Source organism: Pseudomonas sp. Leaf127 (assembly GCF_001423155.1).
GTDB classification, from domain to species: Bacteria; Pseudomonadota; Gammaproteobacteria; order Pseudomonadales; family Pseudomonadaceae; genus Aquipseudomonas; species Aquipseudomonas ovata.
Genome location: NZ_LMOA01000001.1, coordinates 102,966 through 121,913 on the forward strand (window position 1 = coordinate 102,966; position 18,948 = coordinate 121,913).

The window sequence follows — 18,948 nt, forward strand, 5'->3', positions numbered from 1 at the left end:
TTGCCTGGCGCGGAGGCTGCTGAATGATGAACCTGCCGCGCCTGATGGCGGTGCTGGTCCGCTGGGGCCTGAGCCTGTGTGCCTTGTTGCTGGTACTGGCCGCCTTGTATGTGAGCCTGGGGCGGCAACTGGCGCCCATGCTGGCCGAGTACCGGGTGGACGTCGAAAGCCGCGCCCAGGCTGCCCTGGGCATGCCATTGAGCATCGGTCGCCTGGAGGGGCGCTGGAGCGGCTTTGCTCCGGTGCTGCTGGCCCACGATGTAATGGTCGGCGAAGGTCGCAACGCACTGCGTCTGGACCAGGTGCGGGTGGTGCCGGCGCTGTGGGACAGCCTGGTCCACCGCCAGGTGCACATTGCCGACCTCGAGGTCAGCGGTCTGCAACTGATCGTACGGCAGGACAAGGATGGCCAATGGGCGCTGCAGGGCGTGCCGAAGCGCGACGAGGCGCCCCTGGATCCCGAGCAGGTGCTGACGCGTCTGCAGCAGGTGGCGCAGTTGTCGGTGTTCGACAGCCAGTTGACGGTGCAGCCTTTCGACGAACAACCCCTGACCCTCACCTACATCAATGCCAGCCTGGCCACCGGCACCGGCCGGCAGCGCCTTGATGCACGCCTGACCCTGCCCGATGGCCAGCCGCTGGCGCTCAATGTGCAGGCCCGTATCCAGCCCGGCCAATGGCGCCAGGCCCAGGCCGATGCCTGGTTGAACCTGCCGCAGAGCGACTGGGCGCAATGGCTGCCGCGCAGCCTGACCCGCGACTGGGAAGTGTCGGCGCTCAAGGCCGGTGGGCAATTCTGGCTGGGCTGGGGCAAGGGCACGTTGCAGCAGGCAACCGTACGGCTCAATGCACCGCACCTGCAAGGCCACTATGGCGAGCACGCGCCGGCCCGGATCGATGACCTGGCGCTCAATGCCTGGTTCGTGCGCAGCGAACAGGGCTTCGAGCTGACGCTGGACTCGCTGGCCATGAACCTGGGCAAGCAGCGCTGGGAAAGCCGCCTGCACTTGCGGCAAAGCCTCGCCACGGCCGAGCGTCAGGAGCTGTGGCATGTCCAGGCCGACCGTCTGGACCTGACGCCGCTCACGGCCCTGCTCGATTCGCTGGCACCGCTGCCTGACACCTTGCGTGAAGTGCTCGATCGCCTGGATGTCACCGGCACGCTGCACAACGTGCTGCTCGACTGGCGCCCGCAGGCGCAGGGTGACGAGCGCCTGAGCTTTGCCGCCAACCTGGACAGGATCGGCTTCAAGGCGTACCACGGCGCGCCGGCGGCCGGCAATGTCAGCGGTGCCATCAGCGGTGACCTGGGCAAGGGCGAACTGCGCCTGGCCAGTGACGACTTCATGCTGCACCTGGACCCGATCTTCAAGAAGCCGTGGGGCTACAAGAAGGCCAATGCCCGTCTGACCTGGACCCTGGACCAGGACCGTTTCACCCTGGTGGCGCCGTACATCAAGGTGCTGGGCGACGAAGGCCGGATCGCGGCCGATTTTCTGATTCGCATCCACCTCAAGCACGACCATGAAGACTACATGGACCTGCGCGTCGGCCTGCTCGACGGTGATGGTCGCTACACCGGCAAGTACCTGCCGGCAGTGCTTAGCCCGGCGCTGGATAACTGGCTGCGCACGGCCATTGTCGCCGGCGAGGTCAAGCAGGGTTTTTTCCAGTATCAGGGCTCGTTGCACAAGAACGCCCCTGATCATGCCCGGGTCATCAGCCTGTTCTTCAACGTCAAGAATGCGACCCTGGATTTCCAGCCGGGCTGGCCTGCGCTTACGGGCGTGGACGGCAAGGTGTACGTCGAGAACAACGATGTGCGCATCACGGCCAGCAAGGGTCAGATGCTGGGCACCAAAGTCAGCAACGTACAGGTCAATGTTCCCCCCGCTGTCGCCGGACAACCCGTCCACCTGCTGGTCGATGGCGAATTTGCCGGTCGCCTGGGCGATGGCCTGAAAATCCTGCAGGACGCCCCTATCGGCACCGGCAGCACCTTTGCCAAATGGCAAGGCGAGGGGCCGCTCAAGGGCCGGCTGAACCTCGACATTCCGTTGGAAAAGGGCCTTGAGCCAAAGATTGTCGTGGACTTTGCCAGTGAGGGTGCGCGCCTGAAGCTGGCCGAGCCGCCGCTGGAGTTGAGTCAACTGAAGGGCGAGTTCCGTTTCGACAGTGATCGGGGGCTCAGTGGCAAGAACATCAGTGCCCAGGCGTTTGATCAGCCGGTCACGGCGCAAATTTCGGCCGAGGGCAAGCCAGGCGCGAATATCACGCGAATCAATGCCAGCGGCCAGATTGCCCTCAAGCGCCTGACTGACTGGCTGAGCTTCAATCAGCCGCTGCCAGCCTCGGGCGATATTCCCTATCAATTGCAATTGCTGCTCGACGGGGCAGACACGCCGCTGTCGATCAGTTCCAGCCTGCAAGGCCTGGCGGTGGACCTGCCGGCACCGTTCGGCAAGTCCCGCGAACAGGCGCGCCCCAGTGAGTTTCGCATGACCCTGCAAGGCCGCGAGCGACGCTACGACGCGGTGTATGGCACGCAGGCCAGCCTGACCTGGGCAGCGCCTGCCAGTGATCCGTTGCAAGGGCGTGGCGAATTGTTTCTGGGGCAGGGCGGCGCCGTTGTGCCCCAGGCCAAGGGCTTGCGCATCAGTGGCAGCCTGCCCGAACTGGATATCGCGCCCTGGCAGGACGTGGCCAAGCGCTACAGCGGTGGCGATACCGGCGGCAGCGCCCGGCAGATGCTCAACCGGGTCGATGTGCAGATCGGCCGGCTGACAGCCATGGGCACTACGCTTGAACAGGTCCGCGTGCAGGTGCAGCGTATTGCCGCTGCCTGGCAGCTGGCGCTGGACAGCGCGAAGGTCAAAGGGACGGCGGCGTTGCCCGATGCCAGAAACGCCCCGATCGATATCGACCTGCAGTACGTGCACCTGCCGGCCGCCGACCCCAATGCGGCGGTGGTCGAAAACGCGCCTGACCCGTTGGCCGGGTTCGATCCGCGTCAGGTGCCGGCGCTGGATCTGCGCATCAACCAGGTGTTCCAGGGCGAGCAGTTGGTCGGTGGCTGGGCCCTGAAAATCCGTCCGACCCCCAGTGGCTTGCGCTTCAACGACCTGAGCCTGGGCCTCAAGGGGCTGCTGCTCGAAGGCAACGGGGGCTGGGACGGCACACCGGGGGCCGGCAGCAGTTGGATCAAGGGCCATGTGGCGGGCAAGGACCTGAGCGATGTGCTCAAGGCCTGGGGCTTTGCGCCGACCGTGACCAGCGAATCATTCGAGCTGGACATCGACGGCCGCTGGCCGGGCTCGCCGGCCTGGGTGGGCCTGAAGCGTTATTCCGGGAGTCTGGATGCCACGTTGCGCAAGGGCCAGTTCGTCGAAGTCGAAGGCGGTGCCCAGGCGTTGCGAGTGTTCGGCCTGCTCAACTTCAACTCCATCGGCCGGCGTTTGCGCCTGGACTTCTCCGACCTGCTGGGCAAGGGGCTCAGCTATGACCGGGTCAAGGGCCTGCTGGTGGCCAGCGAAGGTGTCTACGTGACGCGCAAGCCGATCACCCTGACCGGCCCGTCGAGCAACCTGGAGCTGGACGGTACGCTGGACATGGTCAGGGATCAGGTCAACGCCAAGCTGCTGGTGACCCTGCCGGTTACCAACAACCTGCCCATTGCCGCCTTGCTGGTTGGCGCACCGGCCATTGGCGGCGCACTGTTTCTGGCAGACAAGTTGCTGGGCGACCGCGTTGCGCGTTTCGCCAGTGTCCAGTACAAGGTCGAGGGGCCCTGGAAAGAGCCGAAAATTACCTTCGACAAGCCGTTCGAGAAGCCTCAGTAACAGGGTTGCCTGTTTAGTCAGGTTGGCAGGGAGGATCAAATGACGTTTGCCGTGATTCAGATGGTCAGCCAGAGCGACATCGCCGAAAACCTGCGCCATGCCCGGCGCCTGCTGGAGCAGGCTGCCGGGCAGGGCGCGCGGCTGGCGGTGCTGCCGGAAAACTTCCCGGCGCTGGGACGTCGCGATGCGGCCGCCATCGGCCGCGCCGAGGCCCTGGGACAAGGTCCGATCCTGCCATGGTTGAAACAGGCCGCCCGTGACCTCAGGTTATGGATTGTCGCCGGTACATTGCCGCTGCCACCGCAGGATCAGCCCGAGGGCAAGGCTGCGGCCTGCTCGTTGCTGATCGACGAGCATGGCGAGCAGGCGGCCCGGTACGACAAATTGCATCTGTTCGATGTCGATGTGACTGACAATCGCGGGCGCTACCGTGAATCGGATGACTATGCTTATGGAGGCCATGTAGTCGTTGCCGATACGCCGGTGGGGCGGTTGGGGATGAGCGTATGCTATGACCTGCGCTTCCCGGAGCTGTACACCGCCCTGCGTGAAGCGGGCGCAGAACTGATTACCGCACCTTCGGCGTTCACCGCCGTCACCGGTGCGGCGCACTGGGAGATCCTGATTCGCGCCCGCGCCATCGAGACTCAGTGCTACCTGCTGGCCGCCGCCCAGGGCGGCATCCATCCGGGCCCTCGGGAAACCTGGGGCCAGACGGCAATCATCGACCCCTGGGGACGAATACTGGCCGAGCAGGACAAAGGTGAAGCCGTGCTGCTGGCGCAGCGCGACAGTGAAGAACAGGCGTCCATACGGGCGCGGATGCCGGTGTCCAGTCACCGGCGATTTTCAGTGCAGGACGCGGTGCGGCCTGCTTCGGAGTGAATATGAGTGACGTGTCCTCAGTCAGCGAACATCTTCTGGCGCCTGGCGGCCTGAACCTGGACACCCTGCAATCGGTGCTGGGCGAATTGGCCGGTCCCGGGATCGACGCGGCCGATCTGTATTTCCAGGGCATGATTTCCGAGTCCTGGGCGCTTGAGGACGGCATTGTCAAGGAAGGCAGCTTCAACCTTGACCAGGGGGTCGGGGTGCGTGCGCAATCGGGCGAAAAAACCGGTTTCGCCTACAGCAATGCCATCAACCTCGAGGCCCTGAGCGCGGCGGCGCGTGCGGCCCGTTCCATCTCGCGTGCCGGCCAGAACGGTCGGGTCCAGGCGTTCACCACCCAGGATGTGGCCCAGCTGTATGCGCCGGACAACCCGCTCGAAGTGCTCAGCCGCGCCGAAAAGGTCGAGCTGCTCAAGCGCATTGATGTCGCCACCCGGGCGCTGGACCCACGGATCCAGCAGGTCTCGGTGAGCATGGCCGGGGTCTGGGAGCGTATTCTGGTCGCTGCCGCCGATGGCAGCCTGGCGGCCGATGTACGGCCGCTGGTGCGCTTCAATGTCAGTGTGATCGTCGAACAGAACGGCCGTCGCGAGCGCGGTGGGCACGGTGGCGGTGGCCGTACCGATTACCGTTATTTCCTCAATGAAGACCGGGCCATGGGCTACGCCCGCGAGGCCTTGCGCCAGGCGCTGGTCAACCTCGAGGCGATACCCGCCCCGGCAGGCACCTTGCCGGTGGTGCTGGGTTCGGGCTGGTCGGGCGTGCTGTTGCACGAAGCGGTCGGTCATGGCCTGGAAGGCGACTTCAACCGCAAGGGCAGCTCGGCCTACAGCGGCCGGATGGGCGAAAGGGTTGCCTCCAAGCTGTGCACCATCGTCGATGACGGCACCCTGGCCGGTCGTCGTGGCTCGCTGAGCGTCGATGACGAAGGCACCCCGACCGAATGCACCACGCTGATCGAGAACGGCGTGCTCAAGGGCTACATGCAGGACAAGCTCAATGCCCGCCTGATGGGCGTGGCACGCACGGGCAACGGTCGTCGCGAATCCTATGCGCACCTGCCGATGCCGCGCATGACCAATACCTACATGCTGGGCGGGCAAAGCGACCCACAGGAAATCATCGCTTCGGTAAAGCGCGGGATCTACTGCGCCAACCTGGGCGGCGGGCAGGTGGATATCACCAGCGGCAAGTTCGTGTTCTCCACCAGCGAGGCCTACCTGATCGAAGACGGCAAGATCACCACCCCGGTCAAGGGCGCGACCCTGATCGGTAACGGTCCGGAGGCCATGAGCCGGGTGTCGATGGTGGGCAACGACCTGTCGCTGGACAGTGGCGTGGGCACCTGCGGCAAGGACGGACAATCCGTACCGGTAGGCGTCGGCCAGCCGACCCTGAAGATCGATGCGATCACCGTGGGCGGCACAGGCGGGTGAGGGAAGGGCAGGACTGGTCACTGCTGACCAGTCCTGAGCAGGCGCTAGCGCAGGCCGCGCTGCACTTCGTCCAGATCGCGGATGTACTTGAAGACCTTGCGACTGGAAGCCGGTGGCTTGTTATGCGCCAGTTCATGCTGGGCCTGACGGATCAGGGAGCGCAATTGCTGGCGATCGGCGTCCGGGTATTCGGAAACGAATTTTTCCAGGACGCTGTCATCGCCGCCGATCAGACGGTCGCGCCAGCGTTCCAGCGAGTGGAAGCGTTCGTTGTACTGCCGGGTCGAGCTGTCGAGCTGGTCCAGCAGGGCAAGAATAGCCTCCTGGTCCTGATCGCGCATCAGCCTGCCGATAAACAGGATATGGCGCTTTCGCGCGATATTCGCGGTGTGCTTGGGGGCTTCGGCCAGGGCGCGGCGCAAGCCGTCGGTCAAGGGCAGCTTGTCGAGCACATCCGGTTTGAGGGTAGTCAGGCGCTCGCCCATTTCAACCAGCGCCTGCTGCTCGCGTTTTACCTGGGTTTTGCTTTTCTCCCCGTCGAGGGAGTCGTCGTAAGAATCAACCATGGGGGCCGTCCGCAAATAAACGCCGCCATGATAACCAGTCAGGGGCCGCTTGTCCGGCCCGCTCGGTATGTGAACTGTGCCGAAAGCAGAATTTGATGGAGAAAGTCATGAGTGCAACCCAAAGCGTCGGCCCACAAGCCCTGCCAGCACTTCAGGAGCAGGTCGAGCAGATCATCGCCGAAGCCCGTCGCCAGGGCGCCAGCGCCTGTGAGGTGGCCGTCTCGGTGGACCAGGGACTGTCGACCTCGGTGCGCCAGCGCGAAGTCGAGACCGTAGAGTTCAATCGCGACCAGGGATTTGGCATCACCCTGTACGTCGGCCAGCGCAAGGGCTCGGCCAGCACTTCGGCCAGTGGTCCGGACGCTATCCGCGAAACCGTCGCCGCGGCGCTGGCGATTGCCCGGCACACCTCCGAAGACGAAAGCTCGGGGCTGGCCGATCCGGCCTTGATGGCACGCGAGCTGAAAGACTTCGATCTGTTCCATGCCTGGGACATTACCCCGGAGCAAGCCATCGAGAAGGCGCTGATCTGCGAAGCGGCGGCGTTCGAGGCCGACAGCCGGATCCGCAATGCCGATGGCACCACCCTCAATACCCACCAGGGCTGCCGGGTGTATGGCAACAGCAATGGCTTCATCGGCGGCTATGCGTCGACCCGGCACAGCCTCAGTTGCGTCATGATCGCCGAAGATGGCGGCCAGATGCAGCGTGACTATTGGTACGACGTCAATCGTCAGGGTGATCTGCTGACCGACGCGCAGGTCATCGGGCGCAAGGCGGCCCAGCGGGCCGCCAGCCGCCTGGGCGCCCGTCCGGTGCCCACCTGCGAAGTGCCGGTGCTGTTTTCTGCCGAATTGGCCGGTGGCCTGTTCGGCAGTTTTCTCGGGGCCATTTCCGGCGGCAACCTGTACCGCAAGTCGTCCTTCCTGGAAGGCACGCTGGGTCAACGCCTGTTCCCTGAGTGGCTGACCATCGATGAGCGTCCGCACCTGATCCATGCATTGGGCAGTGCGTCCTTCGATGGCGATGGTCTGGCCACCTACGCCAAGCCGTTCGTCGAGAATGGCGATCTGGTCTCGTACATGCTGAGCACTTACTCCGGCCGCAAGCTGGGCCTGCCGAGCACGGCCAATGCCGGCGGCGTGCATAACCTGTTCGTCACCCACGGTACTGAAGACCAGTCGGCGCTGGTACGTCGCATGGGGCGTGGCCTGCTGGTGACCGAACTGATGGGCAGCGGCTTGAACATGGTAACGGGTGACTATTCGCGTGGGGCGGCCGGCTTCTGGGTCGAGAACGGCGAGATCCAGTTCCCGGTCCAGGAAGTGACGATCGCCGGCAATATGCGCGACATGTTCAAGCAGATTGTGGCCATCGGCAGTGATCTTGAACTGCGCAGCAACATCCGCACCGGCTCGGTGCTGATCGAACGCATGACCGTCGCCGGCAGCTGACACCGCCCGGTGTAGGAGCGCGCTTGCCGGTATGCCGGACCACCGCGACCGGCTGCGTTAGCAGTCGTAAATTTGTGGCGTTTCATAGATTTACAGCCGTAAATCTTCAGCGTTTCGCAGATTTACAGCTGTAAATCTTCAGCGTTTCGCAGATTTACAGCTGTAAATCTCAGCGTTTCCGAGATTTTGCGAGCGCTATCGCACTCGGTCGCGGGCAAGCGCGCTCCTACCCGCGATCCCCCATTCCTCCTTCTTTGTCCCTCCCTCTCCAGCACCCCAAAAAACAGATTCACGTCAGAGTCTTGTTTTGATTCTTAATCTCATTCAATAATGAATATCATTTCTTGGCTGAGTCATGGGTCATGGGGTCTGTCCTGCACGAGCTGCCTTACCTGGATAACTGGCGCGAACTGGGTCTGCGGATCCGCTGTGCGCTGGATCCCGATGAGCCGCGCCTGATCGAGCATTACCTCGCTGAAGGGCGTTATCTGGCGCGTTTCACTGCCACGCCCAAGGCCCTGATTGCCCTGACCGCCTTGCGTCTGCTGCTCGACACGGCACGCGATACCGTCCTGCCCTGGCACTGGCGCTGCCTGTGCCTGGATCAAGCCTGGCGCCCGTTGCGCGACGTCAAGGCCCTGGCCGTGACCCCGGCCCGGCATCGCCAGTGGCAAGCCTGTGTCCATGAACTGGCTACATGCGTGCTGCAGCCGTCGATCTCTCTCACTGAACTGGTCCAAGGATATTCCGATGAGTAATACCCGTATCGAACGCGACAGCATGGGCGAACTGCAGGTGCCGGCCGAAGCCCTGTATGGCGCACAGACCCAGCGTGCGGTCGACAATTTCCCGATCAGCCAGCAGCGCATGCCGCGGCAGTTCATCCGTGCGCTGTTGCTGGCCAAGGCTGCCGCCGCCAAGGCCAACCTGGAGCTGGAGCAGATCAGCGAAGGGCAGAGCAAGGCCATCGTCCAGGCGGTCAACGACCTGCTGGCCGGCGATTTCATGGTCCACTTTCCGGTCGATGTCTTCCAGACCGGCTCCGGCACCAGCTCCAACATGAATGCCAACGAAGTGATCGCGACCCTGGCGACCCGCATTCATGGCGAGGTGATCAATGCCAATGACCACGTCAATTGTGGCCAGAGCAGCAACGACATCATCCCGACCACTATCCACGTCAGCGCGGCACTGGCCCTGCATGAGCACTTGCTGCCTGCCTTGCAGCATCTGATCGAGGTCACCGAGCACAAGGCCGCCCAGGTGCATCCGTTCGTCAAGACCGGTCGCACCCACCTCATGGACGCCATGCCGGTGCGTTTGAGCCAGGTGCTCAATGGCTGGGCGCAGCAGATTCGCGCCAACCTCGAACATCTTCAGGCCTTGCAGCCAAGCCTGCAATCGCTGGCCCAGGGCGGCACGGCGGTGGGCACCGGGATCAATGCACACCCTGAGTTCGCCGGGCGCTTCAACGCCCAGCTGAGCGCGCTGAGCGGTGTCGCGTTCAAGCCGGGCAAGGACCTGTTTGCCCTGATCGGTTCGCAGGACACCGCCGTCGCGGTCTCCGGCCAGCTCAAGGCCACGGCCGTCTCGTTGATGAAGATTGCCAATGACCTGCGCTGGATGAACTCCGGTCCCTTGGCAGGCCTGGGCGAGATCGAACTGGAGGCGCTGCAGCCGGGATCATCGATCATGCCTGGCAAGGTCAATCCGGTGATTCCGGAAGCCACGGCAATGGTCGCCGCGCAAGTGATCGGCAATGACATGGCCATTACTGTGGCCGGCCAGTCCGGCAACTTCGAACTGAACGTGATGCTGCCGATCATCGCCCAGAATCTGTTGGCCAGCATCGAATTGTTGGCCAATGCCAGTCGTCTGCTGGCCGACAAGGCCATCAGCAGCTTCAAGGTCAACCAGGAAAAGCTTCAGGAAGCGCTGTCGCGCAACCCGATCCTGGTGACCGCATTGAACCCGATCATCGGTTACCAGAAAGCTGCCGAGATCGCCAAGAAGGCCTATCAGCAAGGCCGTCCGATCATCGACGTGGCGCTGGAACATACCGACCTGCAACGCAGCCAGCTGGAAGTGTTGCTCAACCCTGAAAAACTGACCGCTGGCGGTATCTGAACCGCCGCCATGCCTCTGGAGGTAGTCATGCAGCATTGGAAACGGACCATCGAACAGGCCAATCGCTGTTTCAATCTCGGCGAGTGGGTAGAAGCTCGTGAGTTGTACCTCCAGGCGCTGGCGCTGGCGCAGGTGCTGTTCGAGCGCTGGGCGGACCCGGATGAAGCGGTCGCCGCCTGCGTCATTTCACACCATAACCTGGCCGACCTGCATTTGAGCCTGGGACAGCCGGAGGAGAGCGCCGAATACCTGTGTGCGATCCATCAGCGCCTGTTGCAGGCCATGCAGGATTCGCGCTTGCCCGACGCCCTGCGCCAGGCTGCCTTGCGCCATAGCAACAAGACCTATGCCGAGTTGCTGGGCTTTATCAGCGAGCACGGCGAATACCCGCGTACCCATCGACTGCTGAACAGCAACAGCGAGCACGCCCGCACGTCGTTGCAAAAGCCTTCAGCTACTCATTACCTGCACGGAGTCCATTGACATGTCTCACACCCTGCCTGAATTGCCGTATGCCTACGAGGCACTGGAGCCGTACGTCGATACGGAAACGATGAAGATTCACCATACCAAGCACCACCAGACCTACATCGACAACCTGAACAAAGCCGTTGCCGGTACTGAATATGAGCAGCTCCCGGTCGAGGAACTGGTCGGCAAGGCCAAGGAACTGCCAGAGAACCTGCGCGCGGTGGTCGTCAATCATGGTGGCGGTCATGCCAACCACTCGCTGTTCTGGACGGTCATGAAGCCCGGCGGTGGTGGCGAGCCGACAGGTGACCTGGCCGCTGGCATTGCTCAGGACCTGGGCGGTTTCGAGGCCTTCAAGGCCGCCTTCACCGACGCGGCCGTCAAACGTTTCGGCAGCGGCTGGGCCTGGTTGAGTGTGACCCCCGAGAAGAAACTGGTGGTCGAGCACAGCGCCAACCAGGACAGCCCGTTAATGCACGGCAATACGCCAATTCTGGGCCTCGACGTCTGGGAACATGCCTATTACCTCAAGTACCAGAACCGTCGCGCCGAATACATCGGTGCTTTCTACAATGTCATCAACTGGGATGAAGTCGCTCGCCGCTACCAGGCGGCCAAGGGCTGATTCATTCGTCACCATCCAGGGTGCCTCATGCGTTCACTAACACCAATCAACCGCCGTGCACGCAGGCTTCGCCTGATAGTCGGCAGCCTCTTGCTGCTGGCCGGCACCTGTTTGCTGGTGGTCCAGGGGCTGGCCTGGTTCGATCTGGAGCCTTGTGGGCTACGGACCCTGGAGCAGGGGACTGCCTGCACCCTGGGTTAAGACGGTAAACAAAAAAGGGGCGCCTGGTGAACAGGGCCCCTTTTTTGCTATCAACAGCGCTGCAGTATTACTCGCCCTCGTCAAACTTGTTGTTGATCAGTTCGACGATGCTTTGCAGTGCCTGTTCCGCATCGTCGCCCTCGGCGGACACGTGCAGTTCGGTGCCCTTGCCGGCCGCAAGCATCATGACGCCCATGATGCTTTTGCCGTCGATAAGCGTTTCAGGTGTGCGACCGATCCTGATCTGGCAGGGAAACTTGCCGGCCACGCCGACAAACTTGGCGGCGGCCCGGGCATGAAGGCCGAGTTTGTTGATGATGGTGATCTGGCAAGCGGGCATCGCAGTGGAAATCCTTCAGCTGAGGTCGCGGTGGCGAACCTGGACGTTCTTGAGTGATTGTTGCAGAACCTGGCCCAGGCGCTCGGTCAGGTAGACCGAACGGTGGTGTCCGCCGGTACAGCCAATGGCAATGGTCACATAGGAACGGTTGCTGGCGGCGAAGCGCGGCAACCATTTATTGAGGTAGGTGAAGATGTCCTGGAACATTTCCTCGACATCAGGCTGCGCTGCCAGGTACTCGGCCACTATGGGCTCAAGCCCTGAATGGTCGCGCAGTTCAGGCTTCCAGTACGGGTTGGGCAGGCAGCGCACATCGAACACCAGGTCGGCGTCCACGGGCATGCCACGCTTGAAGCCGAACGACTCGATGAGAAAGGCCGTGCCGGGCTCGGGCTTGTTCAACAGGCGCAGCTTCAAGGTGTCACGCAACTGATAGAGGTTCAGGTGCGTCGTGTTGATCTTCAGGTCGGCCAGGTCGATGATCGGCCCCAGCAGTTGGCTCTCGTCGCGGATGGCCTCGGCCAGCGAGCGCTGTGCATTGCTCAACGGGTGACGACGACGGGTCTCGGAAAAGCGCTTGAGCAACGTGGCATCGTCAGCGTCCAGATACAGCACGTCGCAAGAGATGTGCCGGGCACGGACTTCGTCGAGGATCTGCGGAAATCGGGTCAGGTGGCTGGGCATATTGCGCGCGTCGATCGACACGGCCAGCAGCGGCTCGGCCTGCTCGCTGTTGAGCAGGGCGCGCTCGGCCAGTTCGGGCAACAGGCCGGCCGGCAGGTTATCGACGCAGTAGAAGCCATTGTCTTCCAGTACGTCGAGTGCCGTGCTCTTGCCTGAGCCTGAGCGGCCACTGACGATGATCATGCGCATGCTCAATGGCCTTTGAGTTTTTCCAGTACTAAATCGTAAAGCGCCTGACTGCTTTTCGCGCTGCGCAACTGGTCGCGTACATCGCTGCGATCAAGCATGCCGGCAATCTGGCTCAGCAGCTTGAGATGTTCGTCCGTGGCCGCCTGTGGTACCAGCAGTACGAACAGCAGGTCGACGGGCTCACCGTCGATAGCATCGAACTCCACTGCCTTGTCGAGCAACAGAACCGCACTGACCGGTTCTACGCAGTCATTCAGGCGGCAGTGAGGAATGGCGATGCCATTGCCAAAGCCGGTCGAGCCCAGTTTTTCGCGGGCCAGCAGTTTTTCAAATACGTCTTGTGCGTCCAGGGCGGGTACTTCACGCCCGATGAGGTTGGCGATCTGTTCAAGCACGCGTTTCTTGCTGCCTCCCGGCACGTTCACCAGGGAACGGCCGGGGGTCAGTATGTTTTCAAGTCGAATCATGGGTTGGTATGTCAGCGCGCTGTCGCACCCTTGAGGATGCTTTGCTGCTTTTCCTTGTGCTTGAGCAATTGTCTGTCGAGCTTGTCGGTGAGCAGGTCGATGGCCGCGTACATGTCGTCATGTTCGGCGTTGGCTACGACCTCCCCACCATGAATATGCAAAGTGGCTTCGATTTTCTGCTTCAGCTTCTCGACCGTCATCGTGACCTGGACGTTGGTGATCTTGTCGAAATGCCCTTCGAGCTTCTTGAGTTTGAGCTCCACATACTCACGAAGGGGTTTGGTCACTTCCAGATGTTGTCCACTGATATTGACTTGCATACAGCTTTCTCCCTTTGCCAGTGCATAAGAGACAGGTCGGTGACCTGCCACTGGAACGCTGTGGCCTGCGCCTGCAAGCAGCGGTGAGCTCTGGTACGCCACCTGCAGGTGCTTCGTCCGCTACATCAGCCGCTTACGCTCGCTGGACGGCGCTATCCCGAGGGATTCGCGGTACTTGGCGACTGTGCGACGGGCGACTTGAATGCCTTGTGCCTCCAGTAAACCAGCGATCTTGCTGTCGCTCAATGGCTTTTTCTGATTTTCCGCCGCCACCAGTTTCTTGATAATCGCGCGAATGGCCGTGGACGAGCATTCGCCGCCTTCGGAGGTGCTGACGTGGCTGGAAAAGAAGTATTTCAGTTCGTATATGCCACGCGGCGTGTGCATGAATTTCTGCGTGGTGACCCGGGAAATGGTCGATTCATGCATGCCCACGGCTTCGGCGATGTCATGCAACACCAGTGGCTTCATGGCCTCGTCGCCGTATTCGAGAAAGCCGCGCTGGTGCTCGACGATCTGGGTGGCCACCTTCATCAGTGTTTCGTTGCGGCTTTGCAGGCTCTTGATGAACCAGCGGGCTTCCTGCAACTGATTGCGCATGAAGGTGTTGTCGGCGCTGGTGTCGGCGCGGCGCACGAAACCGGCGTACTGCGGGTTGACCCGCAAGCGTGGCACCGCTTCCTGGTTCAGTTCGACCAGCCAGCGTTCGCTGTCCTTGCGCACAATGACATCGGGCACGACATATTCCGGCTCGCTGGACTCGATCTGCGAGCCCGGCCGTGGATTGAGGCTCTGGACCAGTTCGATGACCTGGCGCAGGTCATCTTCCTTGAGCTTCATGCGACGCATCAGTTGCGAGTAGTCGCGCCCGCCCAGCAGATCGATGTAGTCGGTGACCAGGCGCTGGGCTTCGCTCAGCCAGGGCGTACTGGCATGCATCTGGCGCAGTTGCAGCAGCAGGCATTCGCTCAGGGTACGGGCGCCGACGCCGGCCGGTTCGAATTGCTGGATGCGATGCAGCACGGCTTCGATTTCATCGCGTTCGATGTCCAGTTCGGGATCGAAGGCTTCCAGCAGCTCTTCCAGCGACTCTTCCAGATACCCCTGATTGTTGATGCAGTCGATCAGGGTGACGGCAATGAGGCGGTCGGTGTCGGACATCGGCGCGACGTTGAGCTGCCACAGCAGATGGCTCTGCAGGCTTTCACCGACAGAGGTGCGGGTGGTGAAGTCCCACTCGTCATCATCATTGCTGGGCAGGCTGCTGGCGCTGGTCTGGTAGATGTCTTCCCAGGCCGTGTCGACCGGCAGTTCGTTAGGGATGCGCTCGTTCCATTCGCCTTCTTCAAGATTGTCCACGGTGGGTGCGGACGATTCCTGATAGGTCGAATCCTGGGGCTCGTGTTCACGCTCGTTGCCCGGCTTGTTTTCGATATTGTCCGCCATCGGGTCGGAATTATCGAAATCGTCGCCTTCTTCCTGGCGTTCCAGCATGGGGTTGGATTCCAGGGCTTCCTGGATTTCCTGCTGCAAGTCCAGGGTCGACAACTGGAGTAAGCGGATAGCCTGTTGCAGCTGCGGTGTCATCGTCAGCTGCTGGCCCATTCTCAAGACTAGCGATGGTTTCATGGCAGTGGCTCAACACCTTACATTCGCCGGCGCGCGTGCGCCATCCACTACAGGGCGCCTGGGCGCCGCCTTTTATAAGCAAGTTATATGCCTGAAATTCAAGCGCTTGCCTAGAGCGCCACGACAAATAATCCGCTGTCAATGGTCATTGTGGTCGGTCTAGAGGCGGAACTCGTGTCCGAGGTAGACCTCTTTGACCAACTGGTTGGCCAGGATGGTCTCGGCATCGCCTTCGGCGATCAACTGTCCATCATTGACGATGTAGGCGGTTTCGCAGATGTCCAGGGTTTCACGGACGTTGTGATCGGTGATCAGTACGCCAATGCCCTTGGCCTTCAGGTGATGAATGATCTGCTTGATATCGCCGACCGAAATCGGGTCGACACCGGCAAAGGGCTCGTCCAGCAGGATGAACTTGGGGGCAGTGGCCAGTGCCCGGGCAATTTCCACACGGCGCCGCTCGCCACCGGACAGGCTCATGCCCAGGCTGTCGCGGATATGGGTGATGTGAAACTCCTGCAAGAGGTTTTCCAGCTCCTTGCGGCGTGCCGCGCCGTCGAGCTCCTTGCGGGTTTCCAGGATGGCCATGATGTTATCGGCCACGGTCAGCTTGCGAAAAATAGAGGCTTCCTGGGGCAGGTAGCCAATACCGGCGCGAGCCCGGCCGTGCATCGGCTGGTGGCTGACATCCAGGTCATCGATCAGTACGCGCCCCTGGTCGGCCTGCACCAGGCCGACGATCATGTAGAAACACGTCGTCTTGCCGGCACCGTTCGGGCCCAGCAGGCCGACGATCTGGCCACTGTCGATCGACAGGCTTACATCGCGTACGACCTGGCGACTCTTGTAACTCTTGGCCAGGTGCTGGGCTTTGAGCGTTGCCATTTACTGGGCCTTCTGCTGCGGTTCGGTTTTCTTTTTCGGCTGGATGACCATGTCGATCCGTGGCCGTGGCGTCGTCACGTTGCTGCCGGTCGCGCGACCTGCACTGACGATCTGGCGCACGGTGTCGTAGACGATCTTTTCGCCTTCGGAGGTGTTGCCATCGTTGATGACCTTGGCCTTGTCGATCAGTGTGATCCGGTCCTGGCCCGCGTTGTACTGGATGGTCACGGCATAGGCCTGGACGATAGGCTTGGTCGCCGAAGGCTTCTGCTCGTAATAGGCCAGGTTGCCGACCGAGGTGAAAACATCGACTTCGCCCTGGGCATTGCGTGTGATGGTCACGGTGTTGCCGGTGATCTTCATCGAGCCCTGGGTGATGATGACATTGCCCTTGTAGGTGGCAACACCCTGCTTGTCGTCGAGCTGCGCATCGTCCGACTGGATATGAATCGGCTGGTCACGGTCTGTGGGCAGGGACCAGGCGCTCGCGCTTCCCAGTGCTGCGCCCAGGCCGAGCAAGAAAGGAAGAGTTTTAACGAGCCTCATACTGTCCTCTTACGTTGGACAGCAGGTCCATCCTGCCGTCGTTCAAATACGCTTTCATCCCTTTGGCCGTAGTGACACCGCCGCCGGCGTCGATTCTAACGGCTTGCTCGGTCTGCGCATATTGCTTCTGTGGGAATACGGTCATTCGAGTGCTGGTAATGACAGTCGAACGTTTCTTTTCATCGGTGCGCGATACACGCACATCGTCGATCAGCTCGACCTGCTCGCCGCCGGGTGAGACTTCACCGCGTGCGCTCTGCACGTGCCACGGGAACGCCGTGCCACGGTACATCTGCAGGTCCGGCCGGGTCAGCAGGGTGACATCGGAGGCCTTGACGTGTTCGACCTTGTCGGCCGTCATTTCGTACTGCACCTTGCCATCGGGCAGGTACTGCACGCTGCGCGCGTTCAGGGCGTAGTAGTCGATGGCGGTTTCGTCAGGCATCACGGCAGGTTGCTCCATGAAGCTCTCGGGGCTGACATTCCAGTAGCCGACCGCCGCCAGCAGGAATGCCAGTACGCCGAGTATCAGGAAGGTCCGAATCTTTTTGCTGAGCATGAGCGAAGTCTACAAGTAGGCGGCGTGGGCCGCTTCAAGGTTGCCCTGGGCGTTCAGGATCAGCTCGCAGAACTCGCGTGCTGCCCCTTCACCGCCCCGGGCGCAAGTGACGCCGTGGGCGTGCTGGCGAACGAAGCCGGCGGCACTGGCCACGGCCATCCCCAGGCCGACGCGGCGAATGACGGGCAAGTCTGGCAGATCATCCCCCAGGTAGGCGACCTGTTCGTAGCCAAGGTTCAGTTCGCCGAGCAACTGGTCAAGCACCACCAGCTTGTCTTCGCGGCCCTGGTACAAGTGGGCGATGCCCAGGTTTTTGGCGCGACGCTCGACCACCGGGGTCTTGCGCCCGCTGATGATGGCCGTGCTGACGCCCGAGGCGATCAGCATCTTGATGCCCTGGCCGTCGAGGGTATTGAAGGTCTTGAATTCGCTGCCGTCTTCCAGGAAGTACAGGCGGCCATCGGTCAGCACGCCATCGACATCGAAAATCGCCAGCCTGATCTTGCTGGCGCGTTGCAGCAGTTCGTCGCTCACGGTGCGGGTCTCCATTACATGACTCCTGCGCGCAGAAGATCCTGCAGGTTGAAAGCGCCTGTGGGGCGGTCGTGTTCGTCGACCACGATCAGCGCGCTGATCTTGTGGTCCTCCATGATTTTCAGGGCCTGGGCGGCGAGCATGTCGGCGCGCGCGGTCTTGCCGTGCACGGTCATGACTTCGTCGACGGTGGTCTGGTGGATGTCGATCGGACGGTCCAGGGTGCGGCGCAGGTCGCCGTCGGTAAACACCCCGGCCAGCCGGCCGTCGTCTTCGAGAATGGCCGTCATGCCCAGGCCCTTGCGGGTCATTTCCAGCAAGGCATCACGCAGTGGGGTGCCGCGCTTTACCTGGGGCAGGGCGTCGCCACTGTGCATCACATGCTCGACCTTGAGCAGCAGGCGCCGCCCCAGCGCGCCGCCGGGGTGTGAAAACGCGAAGTCTTCAGCGGTGAAGCCGCGCGCATCGAGCAGGGCCACGGCCAGCGCATCGCCCATGACCAGGGCGGCGGTGGTCGAGGAGGTGGGGGCCAGGTTCAGCGGGCAGGCCTCCTGTTCGACGCGGGCATTAAGGTTGACGTCGGCTGCCTTGGCGAGGGTGGATCCGGGGTTGCCGGTCAGGCTGATCATCCGGATACCCAGGCGCTTGATCAGCGGCAGCAGGGTGACGATTTCGCTGGTGGTGCCCGAGTTGGACAGGGCCAGGATCACGTCATCGCGGGTGATCATGCCCATGTCGCCATGGCTGGCTTCGGCTGGATGAACGAAGAATGCCGTGGTGCCGGTGCTGGCCAGGGTGGCGGCGATCTTGCGGCCAATGTGCCCTGACTTGCCCATGCCGACCACGACCACGCGGCCCTTGCTGCCCAGAATCAGTTCGCAGGCACGTACGAAATCGGCATCGATCTGGCCCAGCAGGCCGTCGATGGCCTCGATCTCGAGGCGGATGGTGCGCTGTGCGGAATGAATCAGGTCGTGGGTCAGGCTCATGTCTGAAATCGGTCAGCCGGGGAAAAGCCCGGGATTATAGCGGTAATATCGCTGGCGCTCACGCTCTGATCGCTGCGCGCTTGATCAAGGTGGGCATGGCCGCGAAACCGCAGCGCTTGTCGAGGGGTCTGACCTGCATCGTAACAGCATGTGAACACGAGCACGGGACGTCGGTTCTGCGCTTGGGTGACGTGAT

20 protein-coding genes are annotated in these 18,948 nt (G+C 62.1%); 9 read left to right on the forward strand and 11 right to left on the reverse strand.

Annotation, left to right across the window (positions count from 1 at the left end; genetic code table 11):
* Nucleotides 1-23: 23 nt before the first annotated feature.
* Genes ASF84_RS00430 through tldD form a run of 3 tightly spaced genes read left to right on the forward strand, consistent with a single transcriptional unit; the run spans nt 24 to nt 6,166 of the window.
* Nucleotides 24-3,839: a YhdP family protein gene (locus ASF84_RS00430; protein WP_056834121.1), complete on the forward strand. Its 3,816-nt coding sequence runs from the start codon at nt 24-26 to the stop codon at nt 3,837-3,839.
* Between the two features lie 39 nt (nt 3,840-3,878).
* A complete protein-coding gene (locus tag ASF84_RS00435; RefSeq protein ID WP_056834123.1) occupies nt 3,879-4,724 on the forward strand; it encodes a carbon-nitrogen hydrolase family protein in 846 nt (281 codons plus the stop codon).
* A gap of 2 nt (nt 4,725-4,726) precedes the next feature.
* Entirely contained in the window at nt 4,727-6,166 is a 1,440-nt protein-coding gene (tldD, locus tag ASF84_RS00440) for a metalloprotease TldD (RefSeq protein WP_056834125.1), read from the forward strand.
* A 44-nt stretch (nt 6,167-6,210) separates the two neighbouring features.
* On the opposite strand, the gene yjgA is transcribed toward tldD, so the two are convergent.
* Nucleotides 6,211-6,732: a ribosome biogenesis factor YjgA gene (gene yjgA, locus ASF84_RS00445; protein ID WP_056834127.1), complete on the reverse strand. Its 522-nt coding sequence runs from the start codon at nt 6,730-6,732 to the stop codon at nt 6,211-6,213.
* A 107-nt stretch (nt 6,733-6,839) separates the two neighbouring features.
* Between yjgA and pmbA the strand changes: the two genes are divergently transcribed.
* The 6 genes from pmbA to ASF84_RS28905 all read left to right on the forward strand — a co-directional run bounded on the left by pmbA (nt 6,840) and on the right by ASF84_RS28905 (nt 11,610).
* Entirely contained in the window at nt 6,840-8,186 is a 1,347-nt protein-coding gene (gene pmbA / locus ASF84_RS00450; RefSeq protein WP_056834129.1) for a metalloprotease PmbA, read from the forward strand.
* A 362-nt stretch (nt 8,187-8,548) separates the two neighbouring features.
* The gene (locus ASF84_RS00455) at nt 8,549-8,944 is read left to right on the forward strand and encodes a hypothetical protein (protein ID WP_056834131.1); all 396 of its coding nucleotides are present in this window, start codon (nt 8,549-8,551) and stop codon (nt 8,942-8,944) included.
* A complete protein-coding gene (locus ASF84_RS00460; protein ID WP_056834134.1) occupies nt 8,937-10,313 on the forward strand; it encodes a class II fumarate hydratase in 1,377 nt (458 codons plus the stop codon). The genes ASF84_RS00455 and ASF84_RS00460 overlap by 8 nt, the downstream gene beginning before the upstream one ends.
* A 27-nt stretch (nt 10,314-10,340) precedes the next feature.
* Nucleotides 10,341-10,796 carry a tetratricopeptide repeat protein gene (locus ASF84_RS00465; RefSeq protein WP_056834136.1) on the forward strand — a complete coding sequence of 152 codons (456 nt, stop codon included), beginning with the start codon at nt 10,341-10,343 and terminating at the stop codon, nt 10,794-10,796.
* 1 nt (nt 10,797) lies between these two features.
* Nucleotides 10,798-11,409 (forward strand): superoxide dismutase, encoded by a 612-nt coding sequence (locus ASF84_RS00470; RefSeq protein WP_056834138.1) that lies wholly within the window; start codon nt 10,798-10,800, stop codon nt 11,407-11,409.
* Nucleotides 11,410-11,436: 27 nt separating this feature from the next.
* Nucleotides 11,437-11,610 (forward strand): hypothetical protein, encoded by a 174-nt coding sequence (locus ASF84_RS28905; protein ID WP_153811665.1) that lies wholly within the window; start codon nt 11,437-11,439, stop codon nt 11,608-11,610.
* Between the two features lie 67 nt (nt 11,611-11,677).
* Here the strand turns inward: ASF84_RS28905 and ASF84_RS00475 are convergent, their stop codons facing one another.
* From ASF84_RS00475 to ASF84_RS00520, 10 genes are all read right to left on the reverse strand, one after another.
* On the reverse strand, nt 11,678-11,950 hold the full coding sequence (locus tag ASF84_RS00475; protein ID WP_056834140.1) for an HPr family phosphocarrier protein: 273 nt from the start codon (nt 11,948-11,950) through the stop codon (nt 11,678-11,680).
* Between the two features lie 15 nt (nt 11,951-11,965).
* Complete coding sequence (rapZ, locus tag ASF84_RS00480; protein WP_056834141.1) at nt 11,966-12,823, reverse strand: RNase adapter RapZ; 858 nt, start codon at nt 12,821-12,823, stop codon at nt 11,966-11,968.
* 2 nt (nt 12,824-12,825) lie between these two features.
* A complete protein-coding gene (gene ptsN, locus ASF84_RS00485) occupies nt 12,826-13,290 on the reverse strand; it encodes a PTS IIA-like nitrogen regulatory protein PtsN (RefSeq protein ID WP_056834143.1) in 465 nt (154 codons plus the stop codon).
* Between the two features lie 11 nt (nt 13,291-13,301).
* On the reverse strand, nt 13,302-13,610 hold the full coding sequence (gene hpf, locus ASF84_RS00490) for a ribosome hibernation-promoting factor, HPF/YfiA family (RefSeq protein ID WP_056834144.1): 309 nt from the start codon (nt 13,608-13,610) through the stop codon (nt 13,302-13,304).
* Nucleotides 13,611-13,730: 120 nt separating this feature from the next.
* A complete protein-coding gene (locus tag ASF84_RS00495; RefSeq protein WP_056834146.1) occupies nt 13,731-15,239 on the reverse strand; it encodes an RNA polymerase factor sigma-54 in 1,509 nt (502 codons plus the stop codon).
* Between the two features lie 159 nt (nt 15,240-15,398).
* A complete protein-coding gene (gene lptB, locus ASF84_RS00500; RefSeq protein WP_056834148.1) occupies nt 15,399-16,124 on the reverse strand; it encodes an LPS export ABC transporter ATP-binding protein in 726 nt (241 codons plus the stop codon).
* Nucleotides 16,125-16,670, reverse strand: a complete 546-nt coding sequence (gene lptA / locus ASF84_RS00505) for a lipopolysaccharide transport periplasmic protein LptA (RefSeq protein ID WP_056834150.1) — start codon at nt 16,668-16,670, stop codon at nt 16,125-16,127. It abuts the gene before it with no gap.
* The gene (gene lptC / locus ASF84_RS00510; RefSeq protein WP_056834151.1) at nt 16,657-17,229 is read right to left on the reverse strand and encodes an LPS export ABC transporter periplasmic protein LptC; all 573 of its coding nucleotides are present in this window, start codon (nt 17,227-17,229) and stop codon (nt 16,657-16,659) included. The genes lptA and lptC overlap by 14 nt, the downstream gene beginning before the upstream one ends.
* Nucleotides 17,230-17,238: 9 nt before the next feature.
* On the reverse strand, nt 17,239-17,778 hold the full coding sequence (locus tag ASF84_RS00515) for a KdsC family phosphatase (RefSeq protein WP_156684119.1): 540 nt from the start codon (nt 17,776-17,778) through the stop codon (nt 17,239-17,241).
* Nucleotides 17,778-18,752 (reverse strand): KpsF/GutQ family sugar-phosphate isomerase, encoded by a 975-nt coding sequence (locus ASF84_RS00520; RefSeq protein WP_056834152.1) that lies wholly within the window; start codon nt 18,750-18,752, stop codon nt 17,778-17,780. Before ASF84_RS00520 ends, ASF84_RS00515 begins: the two co-directional genes overlap by 1 nt.
* Nucleotides 18,753-18,948: the final 196 nt, after the last annotated feature.

Bases quoted from the DNA above. Each gene is read 5' to 3' on its own strand.
- ASF84_RS00430 (WP_056834121.1), top strand. From the start codon at position 24: ATGATGAACCTGCCGCGCCTGATGGCGGTGCTGGTCCGCTGGGGCCTG.
- ASF84_RS00435 (WP_056834123.1), top strand. From the start codon at position 3,879: ATGACGTTTGCCGTGATTCAGATGGTCAGCCAGAGCGACATCGCCGAA.
- tldD (WP_056834125.1), top strand. From the start codon at position 4,727: ATGAGTGACGTGTCCTCAGTCAGCGAACATCTTCTGGCGCCTGGCGGC.
- yjgA (WP_056834127.1), bottom strand. From the start codon at position 6,732: ATGGTTGATTCTTACGACGACTCCCTCGACGGGGAGAAAAGCAAAACC.
- pmbA (WP_056834129.1), top strand. From the start codon at position 6,840: ATGAGTGCAACCCAAAGCGTCGGCCCACAAGCCCTGCCAGCACTTCAG.
- ASF84_RS00455 (WP_056834131.1), top strand. From the start codon at position 8,549: ATGGGGTCTGTCCTGCACGAGCTGCCTTACCTGGATAACTGGCGCGAA.
- ASF84_RS00460 (WP_056834134.1), top strand. From the start codon at position 8,937: ATGAGTAATACCCGTATCGAACGCGACAGCATGGGCGAACTGCAGGTG.
- ASF84_RS00465 (WP_056834136.1), top strand. From the start codon at position 10,341: ATGCAGCATTGGAAACGGACCATCGAACAGGCCAATCGCTGTTTCAAT.
- ASF84_RS00470 (WP_056834138.1), top strand. From the start codon at position 10,798: ATGTCTCACACCCTGCCTGAATTGCCGTATGCCTACGAGGCACTGGAG.
- ASF84_RS28905 (WP_153811665.1), top strand. From the start codon at position 11,437: ATGCGTTCACTAACACCAATCAACCGCCGTGCACGCAGGCTTCGCCTG.
- ASF84_RS00475 (WP_056834140.1), bottom strand. From the start codon at position 11,950: ATGCCCGCTTGCCAGATCACCATCATCAACAAACTCGGCCTTCATGCC.
- rapZ (WP_056834141.1), bottom strand. From the start codon at position 12,823: ATGCGCATGATCATCGTCAGTGGCCGCTCAGGCTCAGGCAAGAGCACG.
- ptsN (WP_056834143.1), bottom strand. From the start codon at position 13,290: ATGATTCGACTTGAAAACATACTGACCCCCGGCCGTTCCCTGGTGAAC.
- hpf (WP_056834144.1), bottom strand. From the start codon at position 13,610: ATGCAAGTCAATATCAGTGGACAACATCTGGAAGTGACCAAACCCCTT.
- ASF84_RS00495 (WP_056834146.1), bottom strand. From the start codon at position 15,239: ATGAAACCATCGCTAGTCTTGAGAATGGGCCAGCAGCTGACGATGACA.
- lptB (WP_056834148.1), bottom strand. From the start codon at position 16,124: ATGGCAACGCTCAAAGCCCAGCACCTGGCCAAGAGTTACAAGAGTCGC.
- lptA (WP_056834150.1), bottom strand. From the start codon at position 16,670: ATGAGGCTCGTTAAAACTCTTCCTTTCTTGCTCGGCCTGGGCGCAGCA.
- lptC (WP_056834151.1), bottom strand. From the start codon at position 17,229: ATGCTCAGCAAAAAGATTCGGACCTTCCTGATACTCGGCGTACTGGCA.
- ASF84_RS00515 (WP_156684119.1), bottom strand. From the start codon at position 17,778: ATGGAGACCCGCACCGTGAGCGACGAACTGCTGCAACGCGCCAGCAAG.
- ASF84_RS00520 (WP_056834152.1), bottom strand. From the start codon at position 18,752: ATGAGCCTGACCCACGACCTGATTCATTCCGCACAGCGCACCATCCGC.